Source organism: Sporosarcina luteola, from assembly GCF_023715585.1.
GTDB lineage: Bacteria > Bacillota > Bacilli > Bacillales_A > Planococcaceae > Sporosarcina > Sporosarcina luteola_D.
The window spans coordinates 1,991,995-2,016,859 of sequence record NZ_JAMBOK010000001.1 but is presented as its reverse complement, the minus strand read 5'-3'; the positions used below and the strand labels follow the sequence as shown (position 1 = coordinate 2,016,859).

General features: G+C 45.8%; 29 protein-coding genes. 18 read left to right on the top strand and 11 right to left on the bottom strand.

The window, feature by feature from the left end:
- Positions 1–2 precede the first annotated feature (2 nt).
- The 3 genes from M3193_RS09945 to tatC are packed head-to-tail and all read left to right on the top strand — an operon-like array spanning position 3 to position 2,797.
- A complete protein-coding gene (locus M3193_RS09945) occupies positions 3–1,715 on the top strand; it encodes a GMC family oxidoreductase (RefSeq protein WP_251626983.1) in 1,713 nt (570 codons plus the stop codon).
- A gap of 17 nt (positions 1,716–1,732) precedes the next feature.
- Positions 1,733–1,927 carry a twin-arginine translocase TatA/TatE family subunit gene (gene tatA / locus M3193_RS09940; protein ID WP_251626981.1) on the top strand — a complete coding sequence of 65 codons (195 nt, stop codon included), beginning with the start codon at positions 1,733–1,735 and terminating at the stop codon, positions 1,925–1,927.
- Positions 1,928–1,939: 12 nt separating this feature from the next.
- Positions 1,940–2,797: a twin-arginine translocase subunit TatC gene (gene tatC / locus M3193_RS09935; protein ID WP_251626978.1), complete on the top strand. Its 858-nt coding sequence runs from the start codon at positions 1,940–1,942 to the stop codon at positions 2,795–2,797.
- A 40-nt stretch (positions 2,798–2,837) separates the two neighbouring features.
- On the opposite strand, the gene M3193_RS09930 is transcribed toward tatC, so the two are convergent.
- A complete protein-coding gene (locus M3193_RS09930) occupies positions 2,838–3,035 on the bottom strand; it encodes a hypothetical protein (RefSeq protein ID WP_251626976.1) in 198 nt (65 codons plus the stop codon).
- A gap of 116 nt (positions 3,036–3,151) precedes the next feature.
- Complete coding sequence (locus M3193_RS09925) at positions 3,152–3,292, bottom strand: hypothetical protein (RefSeq protein WP_251626974.1); 141 nt, start codon at positions 3,290–3,292, stop codon at positions 3,152–3,154.
- Positions 3,293–3,500: 208 nt separating this feature from the next.
- On the opposite strand from M3193_RS09925, the gene M3193_RS09920 reads away from it, so the two are divergent.
- The 3 genes from M3193_RS09920 (at position 3,501) to M3193_RS09910 (ending at position 5,795) form a co-directional block, all read left to right on the top strand.
- A complete protein-coding gene (locus M3193_RS09920; protein WP_251626972.1) occupies positions 3,501–4,550 on the top strand; it encodes an ATP synthase beta subunit C-terminal domain-containing protein in 1,050 nt (349 codons plus the stop codon).
- Between the two features lie 98 nt (positions 4,551–4,648).
- Positions 4,649–5,218, top strand: coding sequence for a nucleotidyltransferase domain-containing protein (locus tag M3193_RS09915; protein WP_251626971.1), 570 nt, complete (start codon positions 4,649–4,651; stop codon positions 5,216–5,218).
- Between the two features lie 49 nt (positions 5,219–5,267).
- Positions 5,268–5,795 carry a cysteine hydrolase family protein gene (locus M3193_RS09910; RefSeq protein WP_251626969.1) on the top strand — a complete coding sequence of 176 codons (528 nt, stop codon included), beginning with the start codon at positions 5,268–5,270 and terminating at the stop codon, positions 5,793–5,795.
- A 39-nt stretch (positions 5,796–5,834) separates the two neighbouring features.
- Here M3193_RS09910 and M3193_RS16735 read toward each other — a convergent pair whose 3' ends face one another.
- A complete protein-coding gene (locus M3193_RS16735; RefSeq protein ID WP_285851875.1) occupies positions 5,835–5,960 on the bottom strand; it encodes a hypothetical protein in 126 nt (41 codons plus the stop codon).
- An 83-nt stretch (positions 5,961–6,043) separates the two neighbouring features.
- On the opposite strand from M3193_RS16735, the gene M3193_RS09905 reads away from it, so the two are divergent.
- On the top strand, positions 6,044–6,379 hold the full coding sequence (locus M3193_RS09905) for a L,D-transpeptidase (protein WP_251626968.1): 336 nt from the start codon (positions 6,044–6,046) through the stop codon (positions 6,377–6,379).
- Positions 6,380–6,419: 40 nt separating this feature from the next.
- Here the strand turns inward: M3193_RS09905 and M3193_RS09900 are convergent, their stop codons facing one another.
- Positions 6,420–6,752: a winged helix-turn-helix transcriptional regulator gene (locus tag M3193_RS09900; RefSeq protein ID WP_251626965.1), complete on the bottom strand. Its 333-nt coding sequence runs from the start codon at positions 6,750–6,752 to the stop codon at positions 6,420–6,422.
- 103 nt (positions 6,753–6,855) lie between these two features.
- On the opposite strand from M3193_RS09900, the gene M3193_RS09895 reads away from it, so the two are divergent.
- The 3 genes from M3193_RS09895 to M3193_RS09885 all read left to right on the top strand — a co-directional run bounded on the left by M3193_RS09895 (position 6,856) and on the right by M3193_RS09885 (position 10,187).
- Positions 6,856–7,701: a VOC family protein gene (locus M3193_RS09895; protein ID WP_251626963.1), complete on the top strand. Its 846-nt coding sequence runs from the start codon at positions 6,856–6,858 to the stop codon at positions 7,699–7,701.
- A 104-nt stretch (positions 7,702–7,805) separates the two neighbouring features.
- Positions 7,806–8,891 carry an AI-2E family transporter gene (locus M3193_RS09890; RefSeq protein ID WP_251626961.1) on the top strand — a complete coding sequence of 362 codons (1,086 nt, stop codon included), beginning with the start codon at positions 7,806–7,808 and terminating at the stop codon, positions 8,889–8,891.
- A 111-nt stretch (positions 8,892–9,002) separates the two neighbouring features.
- The gene (locus M3193_RS09885; protein WP_251626959.1) at positions 9,003–10,187 is read left to right on the top strand and encodes an MFS transporter; all 1,185 of its coding nucleotides are present in this window, start codon (positions 9,003–9,005) and stop codon (positions 10,185–10,187) included.
- Between the two features lie 53 nt (positions 10,188–10,240).
- Here M3193_RS09885 and M3193_RS09880 read toward each other — a convergent pair whose 3' ends face one another.
- Both M3193_RS09880 and M3193_RS09875 read right to left on the bottom strand, forming a co-directional pair.
- A complete protein-coding gene (locus tag M3193_RS09880; protein WP_251626957.1) occupies positions 10,241–11,887 on the bottom strand; it encodes an SLC13 family permease in 1,647 nt (548 codons plus the stop codon).
- Between the two features lie 120 nt (positions 11,888–12,007).
- Positions 12,008–12,322 (bottom strand): CHY zinc finger protein, encoded by a 315-nt coding sequence (locus M3193_RS09875; RefSeq protein ID WP_251626954.1) that lies wholly within the window; start codon positions 12,320–12,322, stop codon positions 12,008–12,010.
- Positions 12,323–12,393: 71 nt separating this feature from the next.
- Between M3193_RS09875 and M3193_RS09870 the strand changes: the two genes are divergently transcribed.
- Positions 12,394–12,672 (top strand): hypothetical protein, encoded by a 279-nt coding sequence (locus M3193_RS09870; RefSeq protein ID WP_251626952.1) that lies wholly within the window; start codon positions 12,394–12,396, stop codon positions 12,670–12,672.
- Between the two features lie 4 nt (positions 12,673–12,676).
- Here M3193_RS09870 and M3193_RS09865 read toward each other — a convergent pair whose 3' ends face one another.
- Positions 12,677–13,336, bottom strand: coding sequence for a hypothetical protein (locus tag M3193_RS09865; RefSeq protein ID WP_251626950.1), 660 nt, complete (start codon positions 13,334–13,336; stop codon positions 12,677–12,679).
- A 145-nt stretch (positions 13,337–13,481) separates the two neighbouring features.
- Between M3193_RS09865 and M3193_RS09860 the strand changes: the two genes are divergently transcribed.
- From M3193_RS09860 to M3193_RS09835, 6 genes are all read left to right on the top strand, one after another.
- Positions 13,482–14,753 (top strand): acetyl-CoA hydrolase/transferase family protein, encoded by a 1,272-nt coding sequence (locus M3193_RS09860; protein WP_251626948.1) that lies wholly within the window; start codon positions 13,482–13,484, stop codon positions 14,751–14,753.
- A gap of 375 nt (positions 14,754–15,128) precedes the next feature.
- Positions 15,129–16,529, top strand: a complete 1,401-nt coding sequence (locus tag M3193_RS09855; protein WP_251626947.1) for an MBL fold metallo-hydrolase — start codon at positions 15,129–15,131, stop codon at positions 16,527–16,529.
- Between the two features lie 6 nt (positions 16,530–16,535).
- Entirely contained in the window at positions 16,536–16,889 is a 354-nt protein-coding gene (locus M3193_RS09850) for a rhodanese-like domain-containing protein (RefSeq protein WP_251626946.1), read from the top strand.
- Positions 16,890–17,079: 190 nt separating this feature from the next.
- Positions 17,080–17,901, top strand: a complete 822-nt coding sequence (locus M3193_RS09845) for an ABC transporter permease (RefSeq protein WP_251626944.1) — start codon at positions 17,080–17,082, stop codon at positions 17,899–17,901.
- Positions 17,902–17,905: 4 nt separating this feature from the next.
- On the top strand, positions 17,906–18,694 hold the full coding sequence (locus M3193_RS09840) for an ABC transporter ATP-binding protein (protein ID WP_251626942.1): 789 nt from the start codon (positions 17,906–17,908) through the stop codon (positions 18,692–18,694).
- Positions 18,691–19,803 carry an ABC transporter substrate-binding protein gene (locus M3193_RS09835; protein WP_251626941.1) on the top strand — a complete coding sequence of 371 codons (1,113 nt, stop codon included), beginning with the start codon at positions 18,691–18,693 and terminating at the stop codon, positions 19,801–19,803. The genes M3193_RS09840 and M3193_RS09835 overlap by 4 nt, the downstream gene beginning before the upstream one ends.
- A gap of 11 nt (positions 19,804–19,814) precedes the next feature.
- On the opposite strand, the gene M3193_RS09830 is transcribed toward M3193_RS09835, so the two are convergent.
- Genes M3193_RS09830 through M3193_RS09815 form a run of 4 tightly spaced genes read right to left on the bottom strand, consistent with a single transcriptional unit; the run spans position 19,815 to position 23,665 of the window.
- A complete protein-coding gene (locus tag M3193_RS09830) occupies positions 19,815–20,774 on the bottom strand; it encodes a DMT family transporter (RefSeq protein ID WP_251626939.1) in 960 nt (319 codons plus the stop codon).
- A gap of 14 nt (positions 20,775–20,788) precedes the next feature.
- Complete coding sequence (gene pepT / locus M3193_RS09825) at positions 20,789–22,015, bottom strand: peptidase T (RefSeq protein ID WP_251626937.1); 1,227 nt, start codon at positions 22,013–22,015, stop codon at positions 20,789–20,791.
- A 37-nt stretch (positions 22,016–22,052) separates the two neighbouring features.
- A complete protein-coding gene (locus tag M3193_RS09820; protein ID WP_251626935.1) occupies positions 22,053–22,712 on the bottom strand; it encodes a lysoplasmalogenase in 660 nt (219 codons plus the stop codon).
- Positions 22,713–22,768: 56 nt separating this feature from the next.
- On the bottom strand, positions 22,769–23,665 hold the full coding sequence (locus tag M3193_RS09815) for a LysR family transcriptional regulator (protein ID WP_251626933.1): 897 nt from the start codon (positions 23,663–23,665) through the stop codon (positions 22,769–22,771).
- Between the two features lie 112 nt (positions 23,666–23,777).
- On the opposite strand from M3193_RS09815, the gene M3193_RS09810 reads away from it, so the two are divergent.
- Entirely contained in the window at positions 23,778–24,770 is a 993-nt protein-coding gene (locus M3193_RS09810; RefSeq protein WP_251626931.1) for a YeiH family protein, read from the top strand.
- The last annotated feature ends 95 nt before the right edge of the window (positions 24,771–24,865 follow it).

Sequence of the window (24,865 nt, the reverse complement as noted above, 5' to 3'; positions counted from 1 at the left end):
TGATGGCAAAAACATTGGACAAGGTTGATGTAGTAACAGTAGGAGTAGGTTGGATGGGCGGCATTATTGCAGCCGAATGCGCAAAGGCAGGTTTGAAAGTACGCGGTTTGGAAAGAGGGAAACCGCGGGGCACTGAAGATTATCTAATGGTGCATGATGAATATCGATATGCAATCCGCTATGAATTGATGCAGGATTTGTCGAAGGAGACGATTACGTTTCGCAACCATCGCAAAATGCGTGCGCTCCCAATGAGGCAGTTGGGGTCATTTCTCCTTGGCGAGGGTCTTGGCGGTGCGGGAACACATTGGAATGGCCACACGTTCCGCTTCTTGCCCTACGATTTTCAAATTAAGACGATGACCGAGAAAAAGTACGGGAAAAATAAACTTTCAAAGGATTATTTGCTGCAGGACTGGGGAGTTACGTACGACGAATTAGAGCCGTATTTTGACAAGTACGAAAAAACGGCCGGCATATCGGGGGAAAATACAAACCCATTTGCGGGTAAGCGTTCCTCGGAGTTTCCGACACCTCCGATGAAAAAGACCCCTATTCTAAAAAAGTTTGAAAATGCTACAACTTCCTTGGGATACCATCCATACATGTTACCGTCCGCAAACCTGTCTGAAGTATACGAAAACCCGGACGGCCAAACAATTGGAGCTTGTCAGTACTGCGGATTTTGCGAAAGGTTCGGCTGTGAATATGGGGCAAAAACATCTCCTGAAATCACTGTTGTTCCGACAGCCATGAAAACAGGGAACTTCGATGTGACGTTTCATGCGAACGTAGTTGAAGTTTTAAAATCAGGGAACAAAGTGACAGGTGTTAGATATATAGACACGCAATCGGGCGAGGAGTTCATCCAGCCGGCCGAAGTGGTAGTCCTCACTAGTTATGTAATGAATAATGCAAAACTGCTTATGGTCTCCAAAATCGGTGAGCAATATAATCCCGAAACGGGCAGGGGTACGTTAGGCAAAAATTATGGGTATCAAATCCTGCCGACCGTGACCGGATTTTTTAATGAACAGATGAATGTGTTCATGGGTGCAGGTGCTCTTGGGATGACAATCGATGACTTCAATGGCGACAGTTTTGACCATTCGGACCTTGATTTTATTCATGGGGCGAGCATTTCAATTACACAAACCGGATTCAGGCCGATTCAGACAAATCCGGTTTTACCGGAAACTCCGGCTTGGGGCTCTGAATTTAAAAAGGCGTCCATTGAAAACTACTCCCGCGTGTTATCAGTTGGAGGACAAGGGGCTTCCATGCCACATAAAGACAACTATATGTCGCTTGATCCAAACTATCGGGATGCATACGGCGTGCCGCTTTTGCAGCTGACATACAATTTTACGGAACAGGACCGGAATTTGCATAAGTACCTCACTGATCGAATTGCGGAGATTATGAAGGAAATGGGGGCGAAAACCGTAGTCCCTGGAAATCCGATCTCCGACTATGACATAGTTCCCTACCAGACGACACATAATACGGGTGGAACGATCATGGGCACCGATCCTGCCAATAGTGTTGTCAACACATATTTGCAACATTGGGACGCGGATAATCTATTCGTCGTCGGCGCGGGGAACTTCCCGCACAATGGCGGCTATAACCCTACAGGAACAATCGGGGCATTGGCTTATCGAACAGCAGAAGCCATTTTGAAGTATAGCAAAAACGGAGGTTCACTCGTTTAAACGAAGGAGAGATTTTTATGGGACTACCGAATATTGGCGTACCGGGATTAATTATCATCTTGGTCATTATCCTCATATTATTCGGACCGCGGAAATTGCCTGAAGTCGGTTCTGCCATCGGAAAGACGTTGGCGGAATTTAAAAAGTCGGCCCGAGACATTCTAGAGGATGAAGAAGTGAAGGAAACACCGAAGAAAACGGATATTTCGTGAGCAGGTGATGAGGTGGACCCGTACGGAGATCACAATCGAAAAATAGTGAGCCCGCTTGATAAGAAGTATGAACAACAGGCGCAAGAAATACAGCTTGAACAAAGTTCTGCACAGCAAGAATCGGAAATCCCGCTCGAAAAGGCGGATGTCGACGTCGTGCGTGAGGCATCTGATCCGCCGCTTGTCGAGCACTTGACGGATTTACGTAAACAGCTTATTAAAAGTGCCGTCGTCTTTGTATCTTTCTTTATCGGAGTTTTTGCGACCGTTAATTTATGGTTTCCGGTTGTGACGAGAGGTCATGAATTGATTGTCCTCGGCCCGATGGAGGTAGTGGTATTTTACATGTCCATCTCGACCGCATTGGCATTCGGCTTGTCCCTTCCGTTCCTGTGCCACTTTTTATGGCAGTTTGTGAAGCCGGGACTGAACAGTAAAGAAAGGCAGTTTTTAAGCCTGTACTCACCGGTCATGTTCTTTCTTTTTCTGGGTGGCTTGGCGTTCGGCTATTTTATCGTCAATCCGTTAAGCTACCGCTTCCTCGTATCGTTAGGAGCCATGAATTTCACAGTGATGGTATCGGCCCAGGAATATGCAAAATTCTTGCTCATGACTACGATGCCTATCGGACTCTTGTTCGAGCTGCCGATCATCGCAATGTTTCTAGCCGCGATCGGTGTGTTGACAGCCGACACTTTACGGAAGGTGAGGAAGTGGTCGTATCTTGTCCTGGCAGTTGTGTCAGCACTGATTACACCTCCCGACTTTGTCAGTCAGCTCATTGTCCTCATTCCGATGGCATTGCTATACGAAACGAGTATATTTATCGTTCTTTATATGGAGAGGCGCAGTGTCGCGGTGAGTGAATAAAAGGAGAGGGCGCAATTTTATGCGCCCTCTCCATTTTAATTCAGCCGAACAAACCGCCCAGCAATCCTTTGTTTCGGTTGGATGAAGTAGTAGTGGAAGTGCGAGAGCCTTTCGCGCCTCTCGTCGGCGTAGAGCCGAATGAATCAAACTGCTTCGATAACTTGTCTCGTGCATCCTTGTTTCTCATCAAGTACGCTGCGCCCAACCCGAGAGCGGTCAGTGCCATTTTTTTATTCATTATCGTTACCTCCTAATTTTTTGCTTATAAAATACTTTCCCGATTTGAAAGAGTCTAAACAAAGAACAAAAAAGCGGCACCCGTAAAGGATGCCGATTTTCCCGTGAGAAAGATTTTTATGAATAATGTGATCCATTTCTTGAGGTGAATGGTTCTGCGAGCGATTCAAACTGCCTCATCAGCTTTCCGCGTGCTTTTTTATTTCTCATAAGAAAAGCCGCTCCGAGTCCTAATGCTGCTATCGCCATTTTATTCATAAAAACGACACCTTCCTCACATTGGATTTTGAATCATTGTTAAGATTCCCTACTTCGTATTTTCTATCCCGATTTTTTAAAAATGAAATGAATGTGTTCAGCAAAAGATTCAATTTCTCTTCCTTCGGAAAATAAATTACGCTTTAAAGTAATTCTGTATTGCTTTTCAGAATAAAATAAATTACGATACAAAGTAAGGGGTGAGGAAATGGAAAAAGATAATCTTCGGTTGAATGTTTCATTGCTCAGGAGAAGAGTGCCAAACCTGACGAGTGCAGCTAGATCGGTCGGTCTTCGGCCAGCAACAGTATCGAATTTGTGTACGGGAAAAATAGCAGTCGGTAAATCGGAAGTGAGGACGCTTGTAGCGCTTGCGGATCTGGCAGAGTGCAGTTTGGACGAATTGATAATCCGGGGGGAGAAGATCGAGATGATCGAAACGAAAATTAAGGCTTTGGATTTATTCGCACCGCTGGCAAAAGGCGGGACAGTCGGGTTGGTTGCCCGGAAACAAATGGGCCAACTTGTCGTCATGAGTGAATTATTCTATCGGTTGAAGAGTGAGGGGTATACGACATTCCTATTAATGCCTGAGGGAAATTACCCTGAGTTGCAAGATGTGTTGGAAAACGTGGATGTAACAACGAGAACCATTGACGAAACGTATGAGAAAATGGCAGCTCTCGGCATCGAAAAAGAAATTGCATTTGCGGCCGACAAAAGTCATGTAGTGGCTGGTGGGATCTACGAGCTGCAAGAACGCTTACAGCAAATCGGAATGGAGGCCGTTACAACCTTCCTATTGGATTTGACGGGAGAGGCGGTAGATGAAGAACTTCCATATGGACCGCTTGAAACGCTCTGGCAGTTCGACGCTGATTTATCTGCAAGACATCGTTATCCTGCGGTCAATCCGATTGCGTCCACTTCGTCTGTATTGGAAGGCTCGCATATGGATCAGAATCATTTCTTCATTCAGCAAAGAGCACAAAAGTTATTACGGCGTTATCGGGAATTGCGTTCACTTGTTGCTGTAGGAGGGGAAGAGAAGTTGCCGCCGTCCGAAGTGCAAACCTATAAACGCGGAGAACGTTTAGAAGCGTATTTGACACAGCCTTTCTATGTGGCGGAAGAGTATACCGGGCAAAAGGGCCAGTCAGTAAGCCTTCAGGATACATTGAAAGACGTGCAAGCCATATTGGACGGCTCATTTGATTCGCAAGGAATTGAAAGTCTAAGCTATATCGGAAAATTATAAAAATAGTTTGTAAGAATTCCTGCATTTAGATAAACTAATAAAAAGACAGCAAGGGAGTGACGCGGTCGCTCCTATTTTCGTGTATTGGGGGAAGTATCATGGAGGTGTGTCGAGAAGTGGCGGTACGGATGGCTGACTACGTTCGTCCATGGGGAATTGCGGGTGGCTGGGCGATCGACCTTTTTGTCGGGAATGAAACGCGTGTTCATTCGGACATCGAAATTGCCATCCTTCGGGAGGATCAACACCGGTTAAAGAGCCAATTAGCCGACTGGTCCTTTCAAAAAGTTGTGAAGGGTGAACTGGTTGAGTGGGAATCGGAGACATTGGTGCTACCGATCCATGAATTGCATGGCAACCACCAAACAGAAGGGCGTTTGGAAGTGTTGTTGAATGAAGTTGAAAATGATCAGTGGGTTTTTAGAAGGGATATGACAATCACTTTTCCAAGTTCCACATTATTTTTAATTTCCACGGAAGGCATTCCTTATTTGCATCCGGCAATCGTCGTTTTATACAAAGCGATAAATCCGCGAGAGAAGGATCAAGCAGATTTCCACGCCGTGAAGGACTTGCTGAGCGATAAAGATCGTCAATGGCTTTGCAGTGCACTTGAAATCCATGTACCCGGCCATCCTTGGATTTCCGAGTTAGGAGTGATGAAATGAACCTTCAAAATTTGCGCGTACGTATCAACTTTTCAAGGGGGAAGGGGTTATGAAGAAGACGGCGCTTGTCATAATTGATGTTCAAAATGCAATGTTCATGGAAGAGGATCCGGTGTACCAAGGTGAGGTCTTGATTCAAAACATTAAAGACCTACTAGAAAAGGCTCGCACAAGTGGATCTTCAGTCTTTTTCGTCCAGCATAATGAAGGGGTGGGACAGCCGCTTGAAAACGGAACTATGGGGTGGGAGATACACCCTGAAATAGCGCCTGGTGACCAGGATATAATCATTCAGAAAACGACGCCGGATTCATTTCACAAAACGGATTTTGAGGAGCATCTACAACATCGAAAAGTTGAGCACCTTGTCCTGGCAGGTATTCAAACTGACATTTGCGTAGATACGACGTGCAGAAGGGCATTCAGTATGGGTTACGATGTCACGTTGGTCGCGGATGCCCATAGTACGTGGAATTCCGGCAGCCTTTCCGCCCGACAGGTCATTGATCATCATAATAGCGTGCTGAAATGGTTTGCGCGCGTAAAGGAAGCAAGCGATCTTCAGTTTAATGAATGAAAAAGGATGCCGATCGCTATTTTGCGATCGGTTATTAACTTATATATTTCGTGCGCCCAAGGAGGTCAGTCCGGCGTCCAAAGAGTACCATTGCGCGCCCAATGCAAGCCTCTCCGCGTCCAAAGCAGCCTTCCGCACGTCCAAAGCGATCCGCTTCGCGTCCAAAGAAATCCACCCATGCCCAGCCCGCTCAAATCCTTTGCCGTATCCTAGTAGAAACAATCCTTTATCAAGAAGGCGGGAAGGCAATGGTGCGTTGGATTGACATCTCCATCATAAAGCATGAGTTGAAACTATATGATGGAGATCGGTTGCTGAAAAAGTATCCGATAGCCGTCGGTCGGATGGTCACATCTACGCCGACCGGAACCTTTACAATCATTAATAAACAACGAAATCCGGGCGGTCCGTTTGGGGCATATTGGATGGGGCTATCCAAACCCCATTACGGAATTCATGGAACAAATAACCCTGCTTCCATCGGGAAGAACGTGTCGCATGGCTGTATCCGGATGCACAACAAAGATGTCCTGGAGCTGTCCAAGGAAGTGCTGCTAGGAACAACGGTTGTCATTCATAAATGAGAATAGTGACGAAAAGCCGGTTGCACGGGTGCAATCGGCTTCATTTCGTCGTGGCTGAGGAATCAAGTTCAATCCATTCCTTCGACCAGTTTTCAATCTCTTTCATAATCGGCGTCAATGACATTCCCTTCTCTGTCAATGAATACTCGATGCGCACTGGCGTTTCGGGATACACTTCGCGAACGACGAACCCGCGCTGCTCCAAATCCTTCAGCCGTTCCGTCAAAATTTTTCCGCTCACTCCCAATTTGTCGGTCATCGTGCAAAAGCGCTGGGGACCGGACATGAGCTGATATAATATTAACGCTGTCCATCTCTGGCTCAAGATGGAGACAGTCTTTTCAAAGCGTGGACATAGCTCGAATTCATTCATATGCCAAAACCCTTTCACATAAAATCTTTGTTTGTTGACAAACTATAGTATAACATATAGAGTTAGTTACATAAAGTAAGTAACTTACTAGGAGGAATAAACAATGAGTTTTCATCAACCGCCACATATATACACAGGGGAAGTCGTTCTGAAAGTGACTGACCTTGAAAAATTGACAAATTTCTACACGGAAATCATCGGATTCAGCGTGTTGGAAAAGGATGACAATCGCGTAATCTTAACAGCGGATGGCAAGAATCCATTGCTCATATTGGAGCAGCCAGAGCAGATACATTCGAAAGAGCCTAGACGAACAGGGCTTTATCATTTCGCCCTTCTATTGCCGACGCGAGCGGATCTCGGAAAAGCGATCAAGCATTTTTCAAAGAATCAAATACCTCTCGGGGCTTCAGATCATCTCGTGAGTGAAGCTTTGTACTTATCCGATCCTGACGGAAACGGAATTGAGATTTACCGTGACCGGGAACCGGAAACATGGAAATGGCAAAATAATTTCGTCGCGATGAGCACGGACCCGCTTGACGCAAGAGCAATTGTTGAGGAAAGCGGGAATGAGGAATGGAACGGCCTTCCCGAAGGAACACTCATGGGGCATGTACATCTCCACGTCGCAAGCCTTCCAGAGACACAAGAATTTTATGAAGCGCTAGGTTTCAGAGTTGCCACACATTATCCACAGGCTTTATTCATGTCGACTGGAAATTATCATCATCATCTTGGGCTGAATACATGGAATGGTGCAGGCGCCCCTCGACCGTCGGAAGAAAGCGCAGGACTTCAAGCTTACACACTTGTCTATCCTGACGAGACAATTTTGGCTGCGGCAATCGGAAAAATTGAAGAATTAGGTGCTCTTGTGGAATCAAAAGCAGGCCAATTTGTGACGAAAGATCCTTCTGGAAATGGAATCATTCTGCGCCTTCACTGATAAAAAAATCGCAACCAATAATAGTGACACTTTTTTTCGACACCAACCGTAATAAACCGTATACTTGAATAAACACTATTGTAGACGGTAAAGGACGTGGGAAATTGACAAAGAAGCTTTGGTTCCAAGTTGGTGTCGGCATTTTATTAGCTATCTTGATTATAAAATATTTTATGGAAATCAGTTTCATATTTGCGCCGGTCATCATTATTATAAAAGCGATTATTTTGCCATTGCTGCTCGGCGGTGTGCTTTATTACATGACTGAACCGATACAACGTTTCCTGGAAAGTCGTAATATCCCGCGGTGGGGAAGTATTCTGATCATCGTGGCGGGCTTGCTCATCGTACTGGCAATTTTCATTTCCATTATTGGACCCCATGTAACAAAACAGGTGAATAACCTTGTCGAAAACGCGCCGACCTTGTCGAAGAAATTCGATGATATGAGAAGTATGCTCGGGAATCTGGAAGAATATTTACCTCCGAGCTTGCAAGGGTCAATCGACAGTGCTACCGATACAATTCAGGCAATGGCTGTGAATTTCGGAAAATGGATTGTCCAATTTTTACAATCCTTCTTCCAAGCGATATTCCTGCTTGTATTGGTGCCGTTCTTCTTCATCTTCATGTTGAAGGACCATGAAAAGTTTGCACCGATCATTTACGACCTGTTCAGTGGCGAGCGGCGTGAATGGGTTAAAAAGACCTTGAGCGACATTGACAATGTACTGCGTTCTTACATTCAGGGGCAATTCCTGATCAGTACAATTCTGGCAGCTCTGATCTTCATCGGATATTTAATATTGGGTCTTGAATACGCATTGCTTCTTGCCATCTTCGCGCTATTCATGAACTTGATTCCTTTCATCGGACCATGGATTGCGGTTGCGCCGGCTCTCATCATCGCTTTTATGGATAAGCCTAAGCTTGTCATCGGTGTAGCGATTGTGACGCTCGTAGCCCAGCAAATCGACAGCAATCTTATCACGCCCAACGTCATGGGCAAATCGCTCGACATTCACCCGCTCACTGTCATTACAATCATCCTGGCAGCGGGCAATATCGCCGGTTTTGTCGGTATTATCGTTGGTGTACCTGTATATGCGGTAGGAAAAGTGATTGTACGCAATATTTACGACCAACGTAGAAAAATTAAACATGCAGCTACAAAGGATGTGCAAGGCTGACAATAAACATCGGTATTGGATAAAACCAATACCGATGTTTTCATTTATTTCAGATTATGATTTTGAAGTGATATAATACAATTTAGTAGGCGGACGACTGGATGTGGGATGATGCAACATGACGGCTATACGGTAAGGGACATTCAATTTTGGAAAATCGTGATCGGCTTGGGGTCCGCATCAATTTTCATCTTCGCCGCAATGTATTCGATGCAGCCTCTCCTGCCTTTATTCACGAAGGAATTCGGCATATCGGTTTCGTATGCAAGTACGGCAATGTCGATGACGACGATCGGCCTCATAGTCGGACTTATTGTCCTCGGTTTCTTTTCGGATCGGAACGGTAGGAATGTTTACATATACCTTTCCTTGATTGGATCGGTCATTCCGTTTCTCATTATCGCAAATACCGATTCATTTCTGCTCATCGTCATTCTACGTTTTGTGCAAGGCTTTGCGCTAGCAGGAGTGCCTGCTGCGGCACTTGCCTATATCAGCGAGGAAATACATAAGCAGTTTACAAGTGTCGCCACAGCACTCTATATTTCCTCCAATGGACTGGGAGGCATGATCGGCCGTTTCATGACGGGTTTCATTGCCGAACAGGCTTCATGGCAAATGTCCTTATACATACTTTCGATTTTTGGAACGGTGCTGGTCATCATCCTGCTGTTGACGTTGCCGAAATCAAGAAATTTCGTGCAGAGTGATACGACTTTTGCCAAAGATATCAAAGGGATCGTATTTCATATCAAAAATCCAGCATTGCTTATCGTATTCGGTTTAGGCATTGTCCTTCAATTGTCTTTTACTGGAGTGTGGACGTATTTACCTTTTCATCTAATCGATCCACCGTATTCCCTTTCACTTGAAACGATTTCATATTTATACTTGGCATATGGATTCGGGGTCGTCGGTGCTCCGCTAGCAGGGTGGGTTTCAGGGAAGTTTGGTCTCCGCAATGTCAGGCTCGCTGGGGTTGTATTACTAGTCATTGGGATTGGTATGACAGCAATTTCGTCGCTCACTATGATCATTATCGGTCTATGTGTCATCTGTTTAGGATTTTTCACGGCCCATTCTTTGACGGCGGCATCTGTCAGCAAGGAAGCGACTCATCATAAGGGCAGTGCAGCGAGTCTCTATTTAGTTTCCTATTATATCGGTGTGGCGATGGGAAGTACGTTGCTTAGTCCTTTGTATGAAACAATTGGCTGGGTTGGGCTTATTGCATGTACGGCAGTCTTGCCGATTGTTTACGTTGGGATGATTAGGTATAGAGCGAACAGTGGGTAACGAAAAAAAACAGGGCAGCCGGATAAATATGGCTGACCCTGTTTTCAATTTAGTTATTTGAATGATTCTGGAATGGTTGTTAAATCAATGCCCCATAGTAACGGCAGTAATATATAAATGGCTGCTGAAACGAGGACGATTCCAATGACATTGAGTGCAAATCCAGCCTTCGCCATATCGGGAATCCGTAAATAGCCGGAACCGAAGACGACGGCGTTCGGCGGTGTCGCAACCGGCAGCATAAACGCACAAGAAGCGGCCACGCCTGCAGCAATCATTAACGCATACGGGTGGAATCCTAATGCAACGGCAAGCGACGCCATGATTGGATACATCATGGAAGCAGTTGCAGTATTGGATGTGATTTCCGTCAGGAAGATGACCAGTGCCGTGACGACAATGATGACGACAAGTATATGCACGCCATTCAAACCCGACAACTGAGATCCGATCCAAACGGACAGTTCCGAGCTGACAAACCCGGCAGCGATTGCAAGGCCTCCCCCGAAAAGCAAGAGAATGCCCCACGGTAATTTAACAGCCGTATTCCAATCCAATAAGTGATCACCCTTGTTAGTAACCGATGGGATGATGAATAAAAGAATCGCAAATACCATAGCGATGACACCATCACTTAACCCGTCAATAAACTTGGATAGCAGGAAAGTACGAGTAATCCAAGAGAAAGCCGCTAATACAAAAATCGTCAGTACAATTCTTTCCTCCGTAGAAGCTTTGCCCAATTTCTTCTTTTCACTGTCTATGATGCCGCGTCCTCCAGGCAAGGTCTTGATTTTGGAAGGGAAAGCGAATTTCACAAGGTAGACCCATGTGATCAAAATGAAACTCCAAGCAAGCGGTACACCGAACATCATCCATTTTGCAAAGGACAGCTCAATTCCATACATTTTATTGATTGCGCCTGCAAGCAAAGTATTCGGCGGCGTTCCGATCAATGTCGCAATACCGCCCAATGAAGCTGAATAAGCAATCCCCAACATAAGCGCCTTGCCGAATCCGAAATTCTCTTTCGACGTATCGATGGAAGGGTCATCCTTCAACGCATCTGAAATCTGATAGATGATTGCTAGCCCGATCGGCACCATCATCATTGCTGTCGCCGTATTGGAAATCCACATGGATAGGAAGCCGGTTGCGACCATGAAACCTAAAACGATGCGGTCCATATTCGTTCCGATCGCGGAAATGATTGTCAATGCGATCCGGCGATGCAAATTCCATTTCTCCATGGCAAGCGCTATCATGAAGCCTCCCATGAATAAAAAGATTGTTTCATCTCCATATGCCGAAGCGGTAGATTTCACTTCCATACCGCCCGACAAAGGGAACAGGACCAACGGCAGCAATGAAGTAACGGGGATAGGAATGGCCTCGGTAATCCACCACGTTGCAATCCACATCGTACTCGCCAAAATGGCAACACCCTCTGGCGAAAGTCCTTCAGGCTTGAAAAATAGTAAAGTAATAAAGAATAATAGCGGTCCTAATACTAATCCAATCAATTGTGCTGGTGAATAACTCCGCGGATCTTGCCCGCCGCCTGCGTTTCCTACACCGACTTTCTGACCGCCCCCGCCGCCGGATGCCATCTCTGACGAATTCGGTTGGAAAAAGAAACGGAACAAGTCCTTTACCTGATCGTGCATATGCCACAACCGGTCCCACGTCGATGAAAACATTGTCGAATTCCCCCTTTATTTAATTATTAAAATTTTGAAATACATTATGAGTATACTATTCATATACTTGAGGGACAAGCACATAAAAAACGTTGTCCTGTTGTGGACAACGTTATATAATCACTCGAAATATAGCTCCCGATGCAATTGGCACCCAGGATTAAACCCGGCTCCGCAGGAAGGACATTTTGAGTTGCAGCCCAAATATTCATTTACCGTCAGTTCGTGACCACAACATCCACACAACACAGCCTTTTTATCAAACCTCTCTGTCGGCCAAACTTTATGATCGCCGCACCCTGATTCTTCATGGCATTGATAGCAAGGATAATAAGTATCACAGCAATAAAATTTAATTGCAATAATATCAAGCTCTGAATGGTAATGTGTACAGCGCGTTTCGCTATCAATGACATTGCCCGAAACATGGATCATTGATTCCCCTCCTCAACATGAATAAATTAGATGCTTACGGAAATCCTTTAGTATAAAAAGGACTGATTCTCTTGCTAAATGAATACCCGATCATTCATACGAATATATGGGATGCGTTGTGGGCGGTTCCGGTTGTGTTGTTAATTGTATTGGTTGCTAAATGGCTGTTTGGCGTGCACTCGAGTTGGTTATCGACAGTTGCCACGGCAGCTGCATTGATTTTATCAATTTTCATAAGCCATCGCGGCAATCTAGCTGCAGGAATTTTCATGGGCTTTTTTTATTCCGGGGCAGCGATCGGCGTCCTTTATTCCGTTAAACAATCTTATCTAGCCTACCGCGCAAGATGAAAGTTCATTTTAGCGGACAAAACCCACACTGCATCAAACCAGGCACATCTTTCGAAAAACAACACGTCGTTCGAACTGTCGTGTTCAGCAAATCGGACGGCTCACTTCCTTTTAAAAAAGCTGCGAATAGAGAGTGGGAGGCGATGTCTTTCCATATCTCGTCATCTTTCAAGCAATCTAAGTCTGCCTGGGCTCCTTCTTCCGTGCCAGGATTGCTCAACATGAGATGATACTGCCACAGCAAAAAGCCGAAAATGTTCTCCCACAGAGTCAGCGGAGAGACGGAGGTGACTGTCCGGATTTGACGGATGACGTTATCAGCTTGCAGCAAAATTTTCCGGATAGCAGCCCGATGTTCACTTTCATCGACCACTCGCCAATCGCTCTCTTCGACAAAGGTGCTTACTGTACGGTTTCCATACTCTTCGACCGCTCCAAAATACATCTTCGCTGCATCGCCATCCCAAATTTCGTCATAAGCCGCTAAGTTATACAGCTGCATATTGATGAACATTCCAATACGCCGCATTAAGAAAGAAGCCGCTACTGTTTTGTTCGGGCTTCCGCTGACCGTCTGGATAAGTAGTAAGTAGTCTTCCGTTTTATTATCATCCAGTAAATCATGCAGTGAAAATAGTCGGTGTTTCGGTGTTGAGATATACACGCTATAACTATTCAATTGTCTAATTTGATCGCTCGATAGTTTTGTCATAAGACAATTATAAGTATTTGCACACTTTTCAACAAGTTGAGCAGGCTCTCAGACTGTACTATACTGATTGCAATACAACAGCGGGGAAGTGTGACATATGACGAAGTTATTAAATTCATTGGAAGTTATCGGGCTAATTGAAAAGGACACTGACATTATTATTCCTTTATCAAATGGCGAGCCACACGGTTTGTTGGACTTACTTGAAGCGAACTATGAACAATTGGATAGCGTCAAAGTGCATCAAATGTTGGCACTTCGAGAACGCGATTATATAAACGGTAAAATGGCAGGACATCTTTCCCACATTTCGTACTTCCTGAGTGGGGCGACAAGAAAAGCATATTGGGAAGGACATGTCGAATTAATTCCTAACGTATTCCAGGAAATGTATAGATTGCTGCAGAAGACGACGAAGAAGGCGATGGTCATGGCAGTCGCTTCACCGATGGACGAGCATGGCTATTTCTCGCTAGGCACGAATGCCGATTATGCCGCTGAATTTATCGGGAAGGTTCCCTTTGTATTAGAAGTGAACCGCCACATGCCGCGCACTTTCGGGGCGAATCAAATCCACATTAGCCAAATTGCAGGATTTATTGAAAATGATTTGCCATTGACTGAAGAGGTGTCGCCGGTAATTACGGAGAAAGACCAGAAAATCGCTGAGTATATAACAAATGATATCCAAGACGGCGATACGTTGCAGATCGGCATCGGTGCCATTCCGAATGCTGTCATGAAAATGCTCAAGGATCGCAGAAATTTGGGCATACACACCGAAATGCTGACGGATGGCATCGTTGATTTAGTCGAGTCGGGCGCGGTGAATGGGATGAAAAAGTCGTCCCGTATAGGGAAAATTATCGCAACATTCGCTTTCGGATCACAGCGGCTGTATGATTTCCTCGATAACAATCCATCAGTGGAGTTTCTGCCGGTAAGTGTCGTCAATGATGCATATGAAATTGCAAAAGAGGATCATATGGTGTCGATTAATGCGACGACAGAAGTCGATTTGTATGGGCAATGCGCATCGGAAACCGTTGTTGGCCGTTATTACTCTTCTAGCGGAGGCCAGGCCGATTTTGCGCAAGGTGTCCGGCTGTCGAAATACGGCAAAGGGTATGTTTGTATGCATTCGACAGCGAAAAATGACACGATTTCGAGGATCAAGCTGCACCTTGCGCCGGGCTCTGTCGTGACAACCTCAAAAAACTACGTGGACAATGTCGTAACGGAGTACGGGATTGCCAGATTGCATGGCAAGTCACTATCCGAGAGGGCGAAAGCATTGATAGGCATCGCACATCCTAAATTCAGGGAAGAATTAATGCGGGAAGCTAGGGAATTCGGTTTTATCGATTAAGTAAGGGGGAGGAGCCGAGTGTGGCTTCTCTTTTTTTTATTGAGTCATGCCCCACAGGGTAAATCCTTGTCGAATTGTAGCTAAATGGTGGTAAATTTACTTGAATCGGTGGTAATGCATCGAGGATCGGTGGTAAAGTCGCCTAAACCGGTGGTAATGCATCGAGAATCGGTGTTAAAGTCACCTAATCGGTGATAACACATCAAGAGTCGGTGATAAAGTCATCCAAGTCGGTGATAACGCATTAAGAGTCGGTGATAAAGTCTACCTGAGCGGTGATAACCACTTCTTAAATGGTGATAAACAAAATTGTTGCAATGTTAATACCCCTAGTGGTATATTAAGTTTACAAAGAACATACCAGGAGGGGTATAAATGTATTTCAAATCATTCACAGATGAAAAGTTAGCGCAAAATGCTTATTTAATCGGATGTCAACGGACGGGTGAATCTATCATTATTGACGCCCCTCGTAACTTTGACCATATATTGAAAATCGCTGAAAAGGAAGGATTGCGCATCACTGCGGCAGCTGATACACATATCCATGCAGATTACGTCTCTGGTGCACGTCAGTTGGCCGTTGAGTTCGGCGTTAAGCTATATTTATCCGACGAGGGCGATGAGAATTGGAAATATACGTTCACGGACGGAATCGACGTGGAATTCTTGAAGGAAGGCTCCACGTTCACAATCGGTAATATTGACTTTGAAGTGTGGCACACACCTGGTCATACGCCTGAAAGTATCTCGTTCCTATTGACGGACCGGGGCGGCGGTGCAACAAGTCCGATGGGCATTTTCACCGGGGACTTCGTTTTCGTCGGTGATGTCGGCCGTCCGGACTTGCTTGAAAAAGCGGCAGGCATCGGCGGAACCACGGAAAGCGGAGCACGGGACATGTACCAATCCATTCAGCGGTTTAAGAAATTACCGGACTATCTTATCGTCTGGCCAGGTCATGGTGCAGGATCGGCATGCGGGAAATCGCTCGGCGCAGTTCCAATTACGACGGTTGGTTATGAAAAACAGTTCAACTGGGCACTGCAAATTAACGATGAAGAAACTTTCATTGCAGAACTATTGAGAGAGCAGCCGGAAGCCCCGGTTTATTTCGCTGAAATGAAGAGATTGAATAAAAAAGGCCCCGCTATTTTGAAAGATGAAAAAGTGAGAGTGCTCACCACAGGCGAGGATCTTGAAAAGCTGGCAGCCGAGGAGGGAGTTGTTGTTCTGGATACAAGAACCGCAACAATAGCAGATAAAGGACTCCTCAAAGGATCGATCAATATTCCATTTAATAAATCATTCACCAATTGGGCTGGATGGTTAGTGAAATATGATGAAAAGATTGTCGTCATTGCAGATAGGGTCGAACAAGATGAAGTGCGGAAAGCACTGCAATCAATCGGGCTCGATGCAATCATCGCATTCGCGGATCCATCTTTGCTTGTGGGCAAGGAACTTACGACATTTGAAACGTTATCTGTCCCTGCTTTTCTGGAAGAGATGAAAGCGGATGACACGTTTGTCATTGACGTGAGAAATGCCGGCGAATGGAATAATGGTCACATGAATGAAGCGGAGCATTTATTCCTTGGCAAATTGCGTGAAGCGGACATTCCGGCAAACAAGAAATTGCTTGTGCATTGTCAAAGCGGGGCTCGTTCAGCCATCGCATCAAGCATATTAAAAGCACGAGGCTTTGATACAGTGAAGCATATGTCTGGCGGCTATACTGCATACGAAAATTTGCAATCGAAAAATAAGGAGTGAAAACTGATGGAATGGATCATCATCCTGGCAATCATTGCATTTTTCGCATGGCGCATGATGCCTTCAAAAGGCGTGAAATCGATATCTACCGACGAACTGAAGACGGTGTTGAAAGATAAGTCAAAGCAATTCATTGATGTCCGTACGCCGGCAGAATACAAAGGACGGCATATTAATGAATTTACCAATATTCCTCTGAACTTATTGAAATCCAAGTTGGAAAAACTCGATAAGAATAAAGAGGTTGTCGTCATTTGTCAGAGCGGCATGCGAAGTTCTCAAGCCGCAAATATCCTGAAAAAGTCGGGATTCACAAATGTCACGAACGTGAGGGGCGGTATGAGCGCCTGGCGCGGATAAGTTACTAAAGCACGAAAGCATCTGTTGCGGAAATCGCGGCAGGTGCTTTTTGCATCCAAAGCAAGCCGTCCCGCGACCAAAACCAACCATCTCACCCATCCAAACCTTGCCCATTCGCCAAAAACCGCGCCATTTGCCCAACCAAACCCATAGGCGTACACATATTATTGTTATGAAGAGGTGGTGAACGTTGAAAAAAGATAAGGCGACTATTGGAAGCGATCCGTATGAGATTGAACAGCGGGAATGGAAGCACAGACAATCAAAGGAACGATATAAGCAGCTATTGACGATCGCTTCGCCAATCTTCCTGTTGCTGTTGTGGGAAGTGATGTCGAGGACGGGGATAATGGATATCCGGTTTTTCCCGCCGCCATCCGCCATTCTAGGCACCTTTGTCAAAATGATTGCGAGCGGGGCGATGGCGGACCATATCGGGGTTTCGTTGTACCGGATATTTGCAGGGTTCCTCGCGGGTGTGATACCAGGGGTTGTCATCGGTTTGCTGATGGGGCTTTATTCCCCGATCCGTCATTTTGTTCAGCCGATCGTCATGGCGCTAATGCCGATTCCGACGCTTGCATTGCTGCCGATTATCATTATCCTATTTGGGATCGGTGATTTGTCGAAAGTTGTTACGATTGCGGGAAGCGTATTTTTTCCGGTTGTCATCAACACGGCGGCTGGGGTCTTGAACATCGATCGAATTTATTTGGACGTAGCAAATAATTATGGAGCGGGTAAAGTGCAGTTCTTCTTCAAGATTGCTTTGCCTGGCGCATTGCCGGTCATGCTGGAAGGGATCCAGATGGGGCAGGCGATTGCATTGCTCACAATTGTCGCGGCGGAAATGATGGGGGCGACGTCGGGTATTGGCTATTTAATCTGGACGTCGTATAAAGCATTTCTGCTACAGGAAATGTACGTCGGACTCATTCTCATTTCCTTTTTCGGCTATCTCTTTTCCTTGATGCTTCGCGGTCTTCAGAAAAAGTTGTTACCTTGGAGGTGAGTGGATGAGAAAAATGGCGAAAATTGAAATCAGGAATCTGACAAAGGCATTTTACAAGAAGCAATTAAGTGTGACAGCTCTCGACGATATTTCCCTTTCAATAGGAGAAGGGGAATTTGTCTGCATTGTCGGACCGAGCGGCTGTGGCAAAACGACTTTATTGCGGATATTGGCGGGTTTAGAACAGCCGAGCGTCGGTGAATTCGAAATTCGATCAGAACAAGAAGGCCGCCCCCTCCAATCGCTGGTATTCCAGGAAAGGGGCGTCATCCCTTGGCTGACTGTGAAGGAGAATGTCGCGTTCGGGTTGAAAATGCGGAAAATGCCTAAGGACGTCATTCGGGAGAGGACGGAATATTACTTAAAAAAGACTGGACTTGATCGGTTTTCACATCTATACCCGAAGGAGTTATCCGGGGGAATGAAACAGCGGGTAAGCATAGCCCGTGCGTTCGCAAATGATCCGGAAATCCTCCTAATGGATGAACCGTTCGCTGCACTGGATGAACAGAATAAGTTCATCCTCCAAGAAGAATTGTTATCCATCTGGTCGGAAACAAAAAAAACAGTGATCTTCATAACACATAGCATTGATGAAGCATTACTGCTGAGCGATCGGATTCTGCTCATGAGTGCCCAACCAGGGAAGATCATCCAACAAGTCAAAATTGATACACCACGACCGAGGACAGTCGAAGATATCCGGAAAGATCCGAAACTGGCAGCACAGTTTGTTGACATTTGGAAACATTTACAAGACGAAGTACAGCATTCCAGGCAAGAGAACAGATGAAATGGGGAAATAGAGTGAAAGGGTTCAAATACGGTTGGATGATGTTGTTGGCTGCCATGCTTGTACTTGCTGCATGCGCTAAACAAGAGCCCGCTCCGCCAACAAAAGTGGAAACAACGCCTGACGATACAGTTTCTGAGGCACCTTCTGGAGATTTGTCGCCACTTGAGAAACGGGTGAAAGTGTTGATTGCTGAAGACGGTGCGGCTTCCGGTGCGGGGTTCTATATTGCGAAGGAAAAAGGGTATTTTGAAGACTATAATATCGAAGTTGAATTCGCTGATTTCGCCAATAGCGACGACATGCTTCCAGCACTTGCAGCGGGGGAAGTCGATATTGCGGGCGGCGTCTCGACCGCTTCATTCTTTAACGCGATTGCGCAAGGCATAGACGTTCGGATCATCGCGGATAAAGGGCATAATATGCCAGGGAAATCGTATTTCACTTTCGTAATCGGAAACCATATGGTAGATAAAATTAAAGATTATCCAGATTTCCGCGGGAAAAAGATTGGCGTGTCTTCCAGAAACTCGATTGATGGATATATTTACGAGGAAATGTTGAAACATGCCGGATTGACAGAAGATGACGTCGAATACGTCCATATCGCGGACTTCAGTGCGATGCTTGGCGCGATTAACGCAGGAACAATAGACGCTGCGTTGAATATTGAACCGCTCATTGCACAAGGAGTCGCAAAAGGCTTCCACGTCCGGTTCAAAGATGCAACCGATTATGCTCCTGAATCGCAGATTGCGATGGTTCTCGCTTCACCGAAATTCATGGGCGAGGAAGAAATTTCGCTCCGCTTCATGGCTGCCTACTTAAAAGGTGTCAGGGATTACAACGATGCGTTCTTTAAAGGGGAAGGCAAGGAAGAAATTGTAGACATCATGGTGAAGCATACCGCTTTGAAAGATCCGGAACTATGGGATAAAGTGAATGTCACCGGGCTCGATCCGGATGGCAGGATGTTCGTGGATGATATCAAGAAGCAATACGAAACTTATAAAGCGAACGGTGCCATCTTGGGCGATATCGACTTCGATAAAGCCGTCGATACTTCATTAGCAGAGGAAGCAGTGGAGATTATTGGGGAGTATGAATAAAGAAAAATGCCCTATGCAACGGGCATTTTTTTCTTTGCAATAGATGTCTGATAACTATGAAGCGCCATGCCGATAATGATCACCAAGATACCGATCATAGAAAGAGAGCCAGGCAAAGCGATATGTAAAATGAGCATCTCCCCAATCATTGCGAAAATGAGTTCGGTTGATTGTGTCGCTTCGACCGCAGCGAGCTTGCCTTGGTCATGCTGGACTAGGTCTGTCGCCATGAAGAAAAGCGTAGTTGCAATGACGCCTGAACTGACCGCGACAATTAACGACTGGATGACCTGATTCATGGAAGGCGGTCCGACAGTGAACATTGCGTAGACAGCGAAACCGATCCAAACCGGAATCGTCATCAATGTCATCGCTAGCACCCTCTGAAAAGTATCAAGTCTTCCTTGCAATAAATCCATCATCTTCCGATTGCCCAAAGGATAAGCGAACGCAGCAATGATAACGGGAAGGATGCCGAGCAATAATGTGCGCGTATCGACACTATTTGCATTCGGAATTTGAATCAAGACAACACCTGCAAAAATGATCAATGTAATCAAAAGCGATACGAAAGGAATCCTTTGCCGAATCCTCTTTTCCCCTTTATCTGTCTTCACGACGATGACGAATATTGGCGCTAACAGAACGCCTGCAACAATCGTCAGTTGCCACGTTCCCGCAAGCAACCATCCAGGGCTATAAGCTGCAGAAAAGGTCAAAGGGGCATAAAATAGTACGAATGCAACGAAACTCCATGCAAAAAAGGGAAGGGGCTTCGCTGCCATTGCCTTGCCTGTATCCCGAAGCCCTTTCCGATAAGCCACGATGGCAATCAAAAACGGCACCATGAAGAAATAACGGAGGGAGGAGCTCCATAACCAGCTGCCTCCCGAAATCTCCATCGATCTATTCAATACGAACGTCACCGCGAAAAATAAAGATGACAGAATCCCGATCCAAATGGCTTTCACAGAGATGCGCCCCCTTATGCGCGTTCTTCGAATAGCTTTACAGCTTCGATGATGACATTCGTCGCCTTCTCCATATTGTCGACCGAAATATATTCATATTTGCCGTGGTAATTCTCCCCGCCTGTGAAAATATTCGGCGTCGGCATGCCCATATAGGATAGCTGCGATCCGTCCGTACCACCACGCACAGGCACGATATCCGGCTTAATATCGAGTATTTTAAATGCATCCGAAATAATATCCACGATTTCCATGACTGGCTCGATTTTCTTGCCCATATTGAAATATTGATCGTTCAGTTCAAGCTCGACAGCATGGTCGCCGTGTTCTTTCTTTAGTTGAGCAGCTGTGTCGACGAACAGTTGCTTCCGCGCCTCAAACGTCTCACGGTCGAAGTAGCGAATAATATAGTGCAACTCGGTCTTCTCGACAGATCCACTAACATCCATCAGATGAACAAATCCCTCATAACCGTCTGTCACTTGTGGAATCTCATTAACAGGCATTGCCGCTTGGAATTGGTTCGCGATGAGAATGGAGTTCACCATCTTGTCCTTTGCGGATCCCGGATGCACATTCGTTCCGTGGAACGTCACTTTTGCCCCAGCCGCATTGAAGCTTTCATATTGAAGCTCGCCAAGCGGTCCGCCATCCATTGTGTATGCATACTTTGCACCGAATGCTTCTACATCGAATTTATGTGGCCCACGTCCGATTTCTTCGTCAGGTGTGAAAGCGACACGCAGTTTTCCGTGTTTAATTTCCGGGTTTTGAATCAAATATTCCATCGCCGTCATGATTTCAGCGATTCCTGCTTTATTGTCGGCACCTAACAATGTCGTGCCATCTGTTGTAATGAGTGTATGACCTAGATAATTTTTCAGTTCAGGAAATTTGGAGACTGACATTGTCGTCTGATCATTCAACTGGATGTCGTTGCCGTCATAATTATCGATCCGCTGTGGATTAACGTTTTTGCCCGTGTAATCAGTTGCCGTGTCAACATGAGCAAGAAATCCGATGACCGGCAGATCTTTGTCGGTATTTGACGGTAGAGTGGCGAACAAATAGCCGTTTTCATCCAAAGTGATTTCTTCCATGCCGATATCTGCAAGCTCTTTTTCAAGCACATGGAGCAAGTCCCATTGGCCAGGTGTGGATGGTGTGGATGTGCTATTTGCATCCGATTGTGTATCGATTTTCGCATAACGGGTCAGACGTTCAATCAGTTTTTCCTTCATTCCAAATACCTCCAGTTAATAAAAAGCATAGTTTCCTTTATCTTATCAGATTGTTTCGATTCACGGAATACTTGACGATTCGGCTGCCGATGCTTGCGGCGATGAACACCTGTGCAGCATAGTATGTCACCATGACAAAAGCATCCCGATAAGGAATATCGATGATGAATCGGTCGATTGCGAGCACGGAATCCGAGAACATGAAGAGCAGCGCACCAGTAATAGCGAGTGCCATTCTCGTACGGATCGCCATCCATCCCATTGTTAAGAGGACCGTGATATAGGCAAGGATGGCCACTCCAAGAATGGCTTCTCCTTTTGCGAATTGGGACCCTGCAATCCAGATGGCCATGGCAACACCGTAAAACGCAAGCAGAATCGCAGCCCATATCGGTACACGTTTACGGTTAGCAGACTTAAAAGCGAAGATGTAAAAAAGATGCCCGATGAAAAAGGTGACAAGCCCTGCCAGGAACCAATAGATGACGCCATCTGCAATCATGCAGACAAATAATCCGGCAATGATAATTTTTTTATATTCCCTTGAAACGAGTGACGACGTCATCGCAGCAAACATGATAATGAGCGCCATCGGAATGAGCTTCATGAAAATCTTAAAACCGACCGGATCAGGCGGGATGAAAAAGATATAGATGGCACCCATTATGATGATGGCTGTCAATAGAATATTCCTCACTGCATGTACAGCTCCTCTCCTCTTCTTCATTTCGATAGTCGGAGGCGGAAGTCCTTCTAGTTAAGTGTCGTCAACAGTTTTTTTGTCCGTAGGATATCAATGAAAACTTCAAGTGCCTTCGTTTGGAACGGTGTATTTGTCACAATGGAAAATTGACGGCGGTAGGGGAGTCCTTTCACATCCAACACTCGCAAATCGCCGTTTCTCAATTCTTTTTTAATCGACCAATGGGAAAGTAGGCTGATTCCGAGACCCGCCTCGACCGACTCCTTGATCGGCTGCGTGCTGCTGAAATCCATGAGCTTCGTCGGTGAAATTCCGTGTTGTTCGAATAAATTATCCATCGCTTCCCGCGTACCGGAGCCGTGCTCACGTACAATCCAAGTCTCTTTCTCCAAATCCACCATTTCGAGCGATTCTTTCCTATTTGCTAGCGGATGGTCGACAGTACTGACGATTACCATGGCGTCTTCAGCAAAATCCTCTACAATGAGCCTTGTCGCATTGAAATTCCCTTCCACAATGCCTATATCGAGCTGATGGCTTGCGACAAGATCGGCAACGGTCGCCGTATTGCCGATTTTTACGGTCGGTTGGATATCGGGATAAGTCTGCTGTAAATTGGCGATAATGCGTGGCAACACGTATTCTCCGAATGTATAACTCGCACCGATTGACAACGGACCGCTCGCCTTATTCGCCAGATCATCGACAAGGTTTTGCATTTTCGTATACAAAGCAAGAATTTCCTTCGCATGATGATAGACGATTTCCCCGGCCTTGTTGAGGCGCACGTATTTATTCGTACGCTCCAGCAGCCTTGCCCCGATCTGATCCTCGAGCTGACGGATATATTGGCTCACTGCCGGCTGGGTCATATGATGCTCCTCGGCAGCGCGTGAAAAGCTCTCTTTTTCCGCTACCGTAACGAATACTTGAAGTTGTTGGTCCATATCCATCACTCCTTGCGTTCAATCATATCATTTTACTTATCATAGGCATTATTATAATTTATTTTACTTATGGAGCGGCGCATATTAGGCTAACATAGGAGGTGGTGTACATATGAATCAAAAGAAAAGCATGTGGATCGCCGGGATTGCTTTCACATTTTTTATTGCATTTTTAGGTTTTTTATTAGCAAAAGTGCCCGGCTTCAACCATATTGGACAATTGGCAAGCGCCATCATCATAGCTGTCGCATATCGTCAATTTTTTGGTTATCCCGAAGCGCTTCGCGGTGGGATCACATTTTCATCGAAAAAGCTGCTGAGGCTAGCGATCATATTATATGGATTGAAATTAAATATCGATGTCGTCTTCCGCGACGGACTAGGCTTGTTGGCGCGAGATGTACTCGTCATTGCATTTGCAATCGGGCTAATGGTCCTTCTTGCCAAGTGGCTGAAGGCTGACAAAAGCATTTCCATGCTCCTCGGGGTAGGGACAGGGGTATGCGGGGCTGCAGCCATCGCGGCGGTTGCGCCGATCATCAAGGCGAAGGATGAAGACACCGCAATCGGAGTCGGCATCATCGCCATGCTCGGGACCGTGTTTGCAATCGGCTATACAGTATTGCGACCGATTGTGCCGTTGCTCCCGACTGAATACGGAATATGGTCGGGCATGAGCCTTCATGAACTAGCCCATGTGGCCATTGCTGCGGCTCCTGCTGGGGAAGATGCGCTCGCCATTGCACTGCTTGCGAAACTGGGCAGGGTATTTTTATTAGTGCCGTTATGCTTCATTTTCATTTATTTCATGAAACGTAAAAGCAAAGGGGAAGAAGGGCAGAACAAAATTGAATTCCCTTGGTTCCTCGTCGGGTTCATTGCGATGAGCTTATTCGGAAGCTATGTGCTAGGCCGTTTGATTCCGGTATCTGACAGCGTCATGGCAGGAATCAGCACCGCAACGACATGGCTATTGACAGCCGCCATGGTCGGACTCGGCTTGAACGTCAGTTTGAAAGACCTGCGTGAACGCGCGATGAGACCATTGATCGCGGTGACAATCACGTCTATCTGCTTATCTGTTTTGGTGTATTTCATAATATGAAATCAAGAGCGTCTTTTTCCGGAATAGGAAAAGGCGCCTTATTTGTTTAGTACCATAACTCGGTTGCCGCATCGGGGAAGTTGCAAACTTGAATA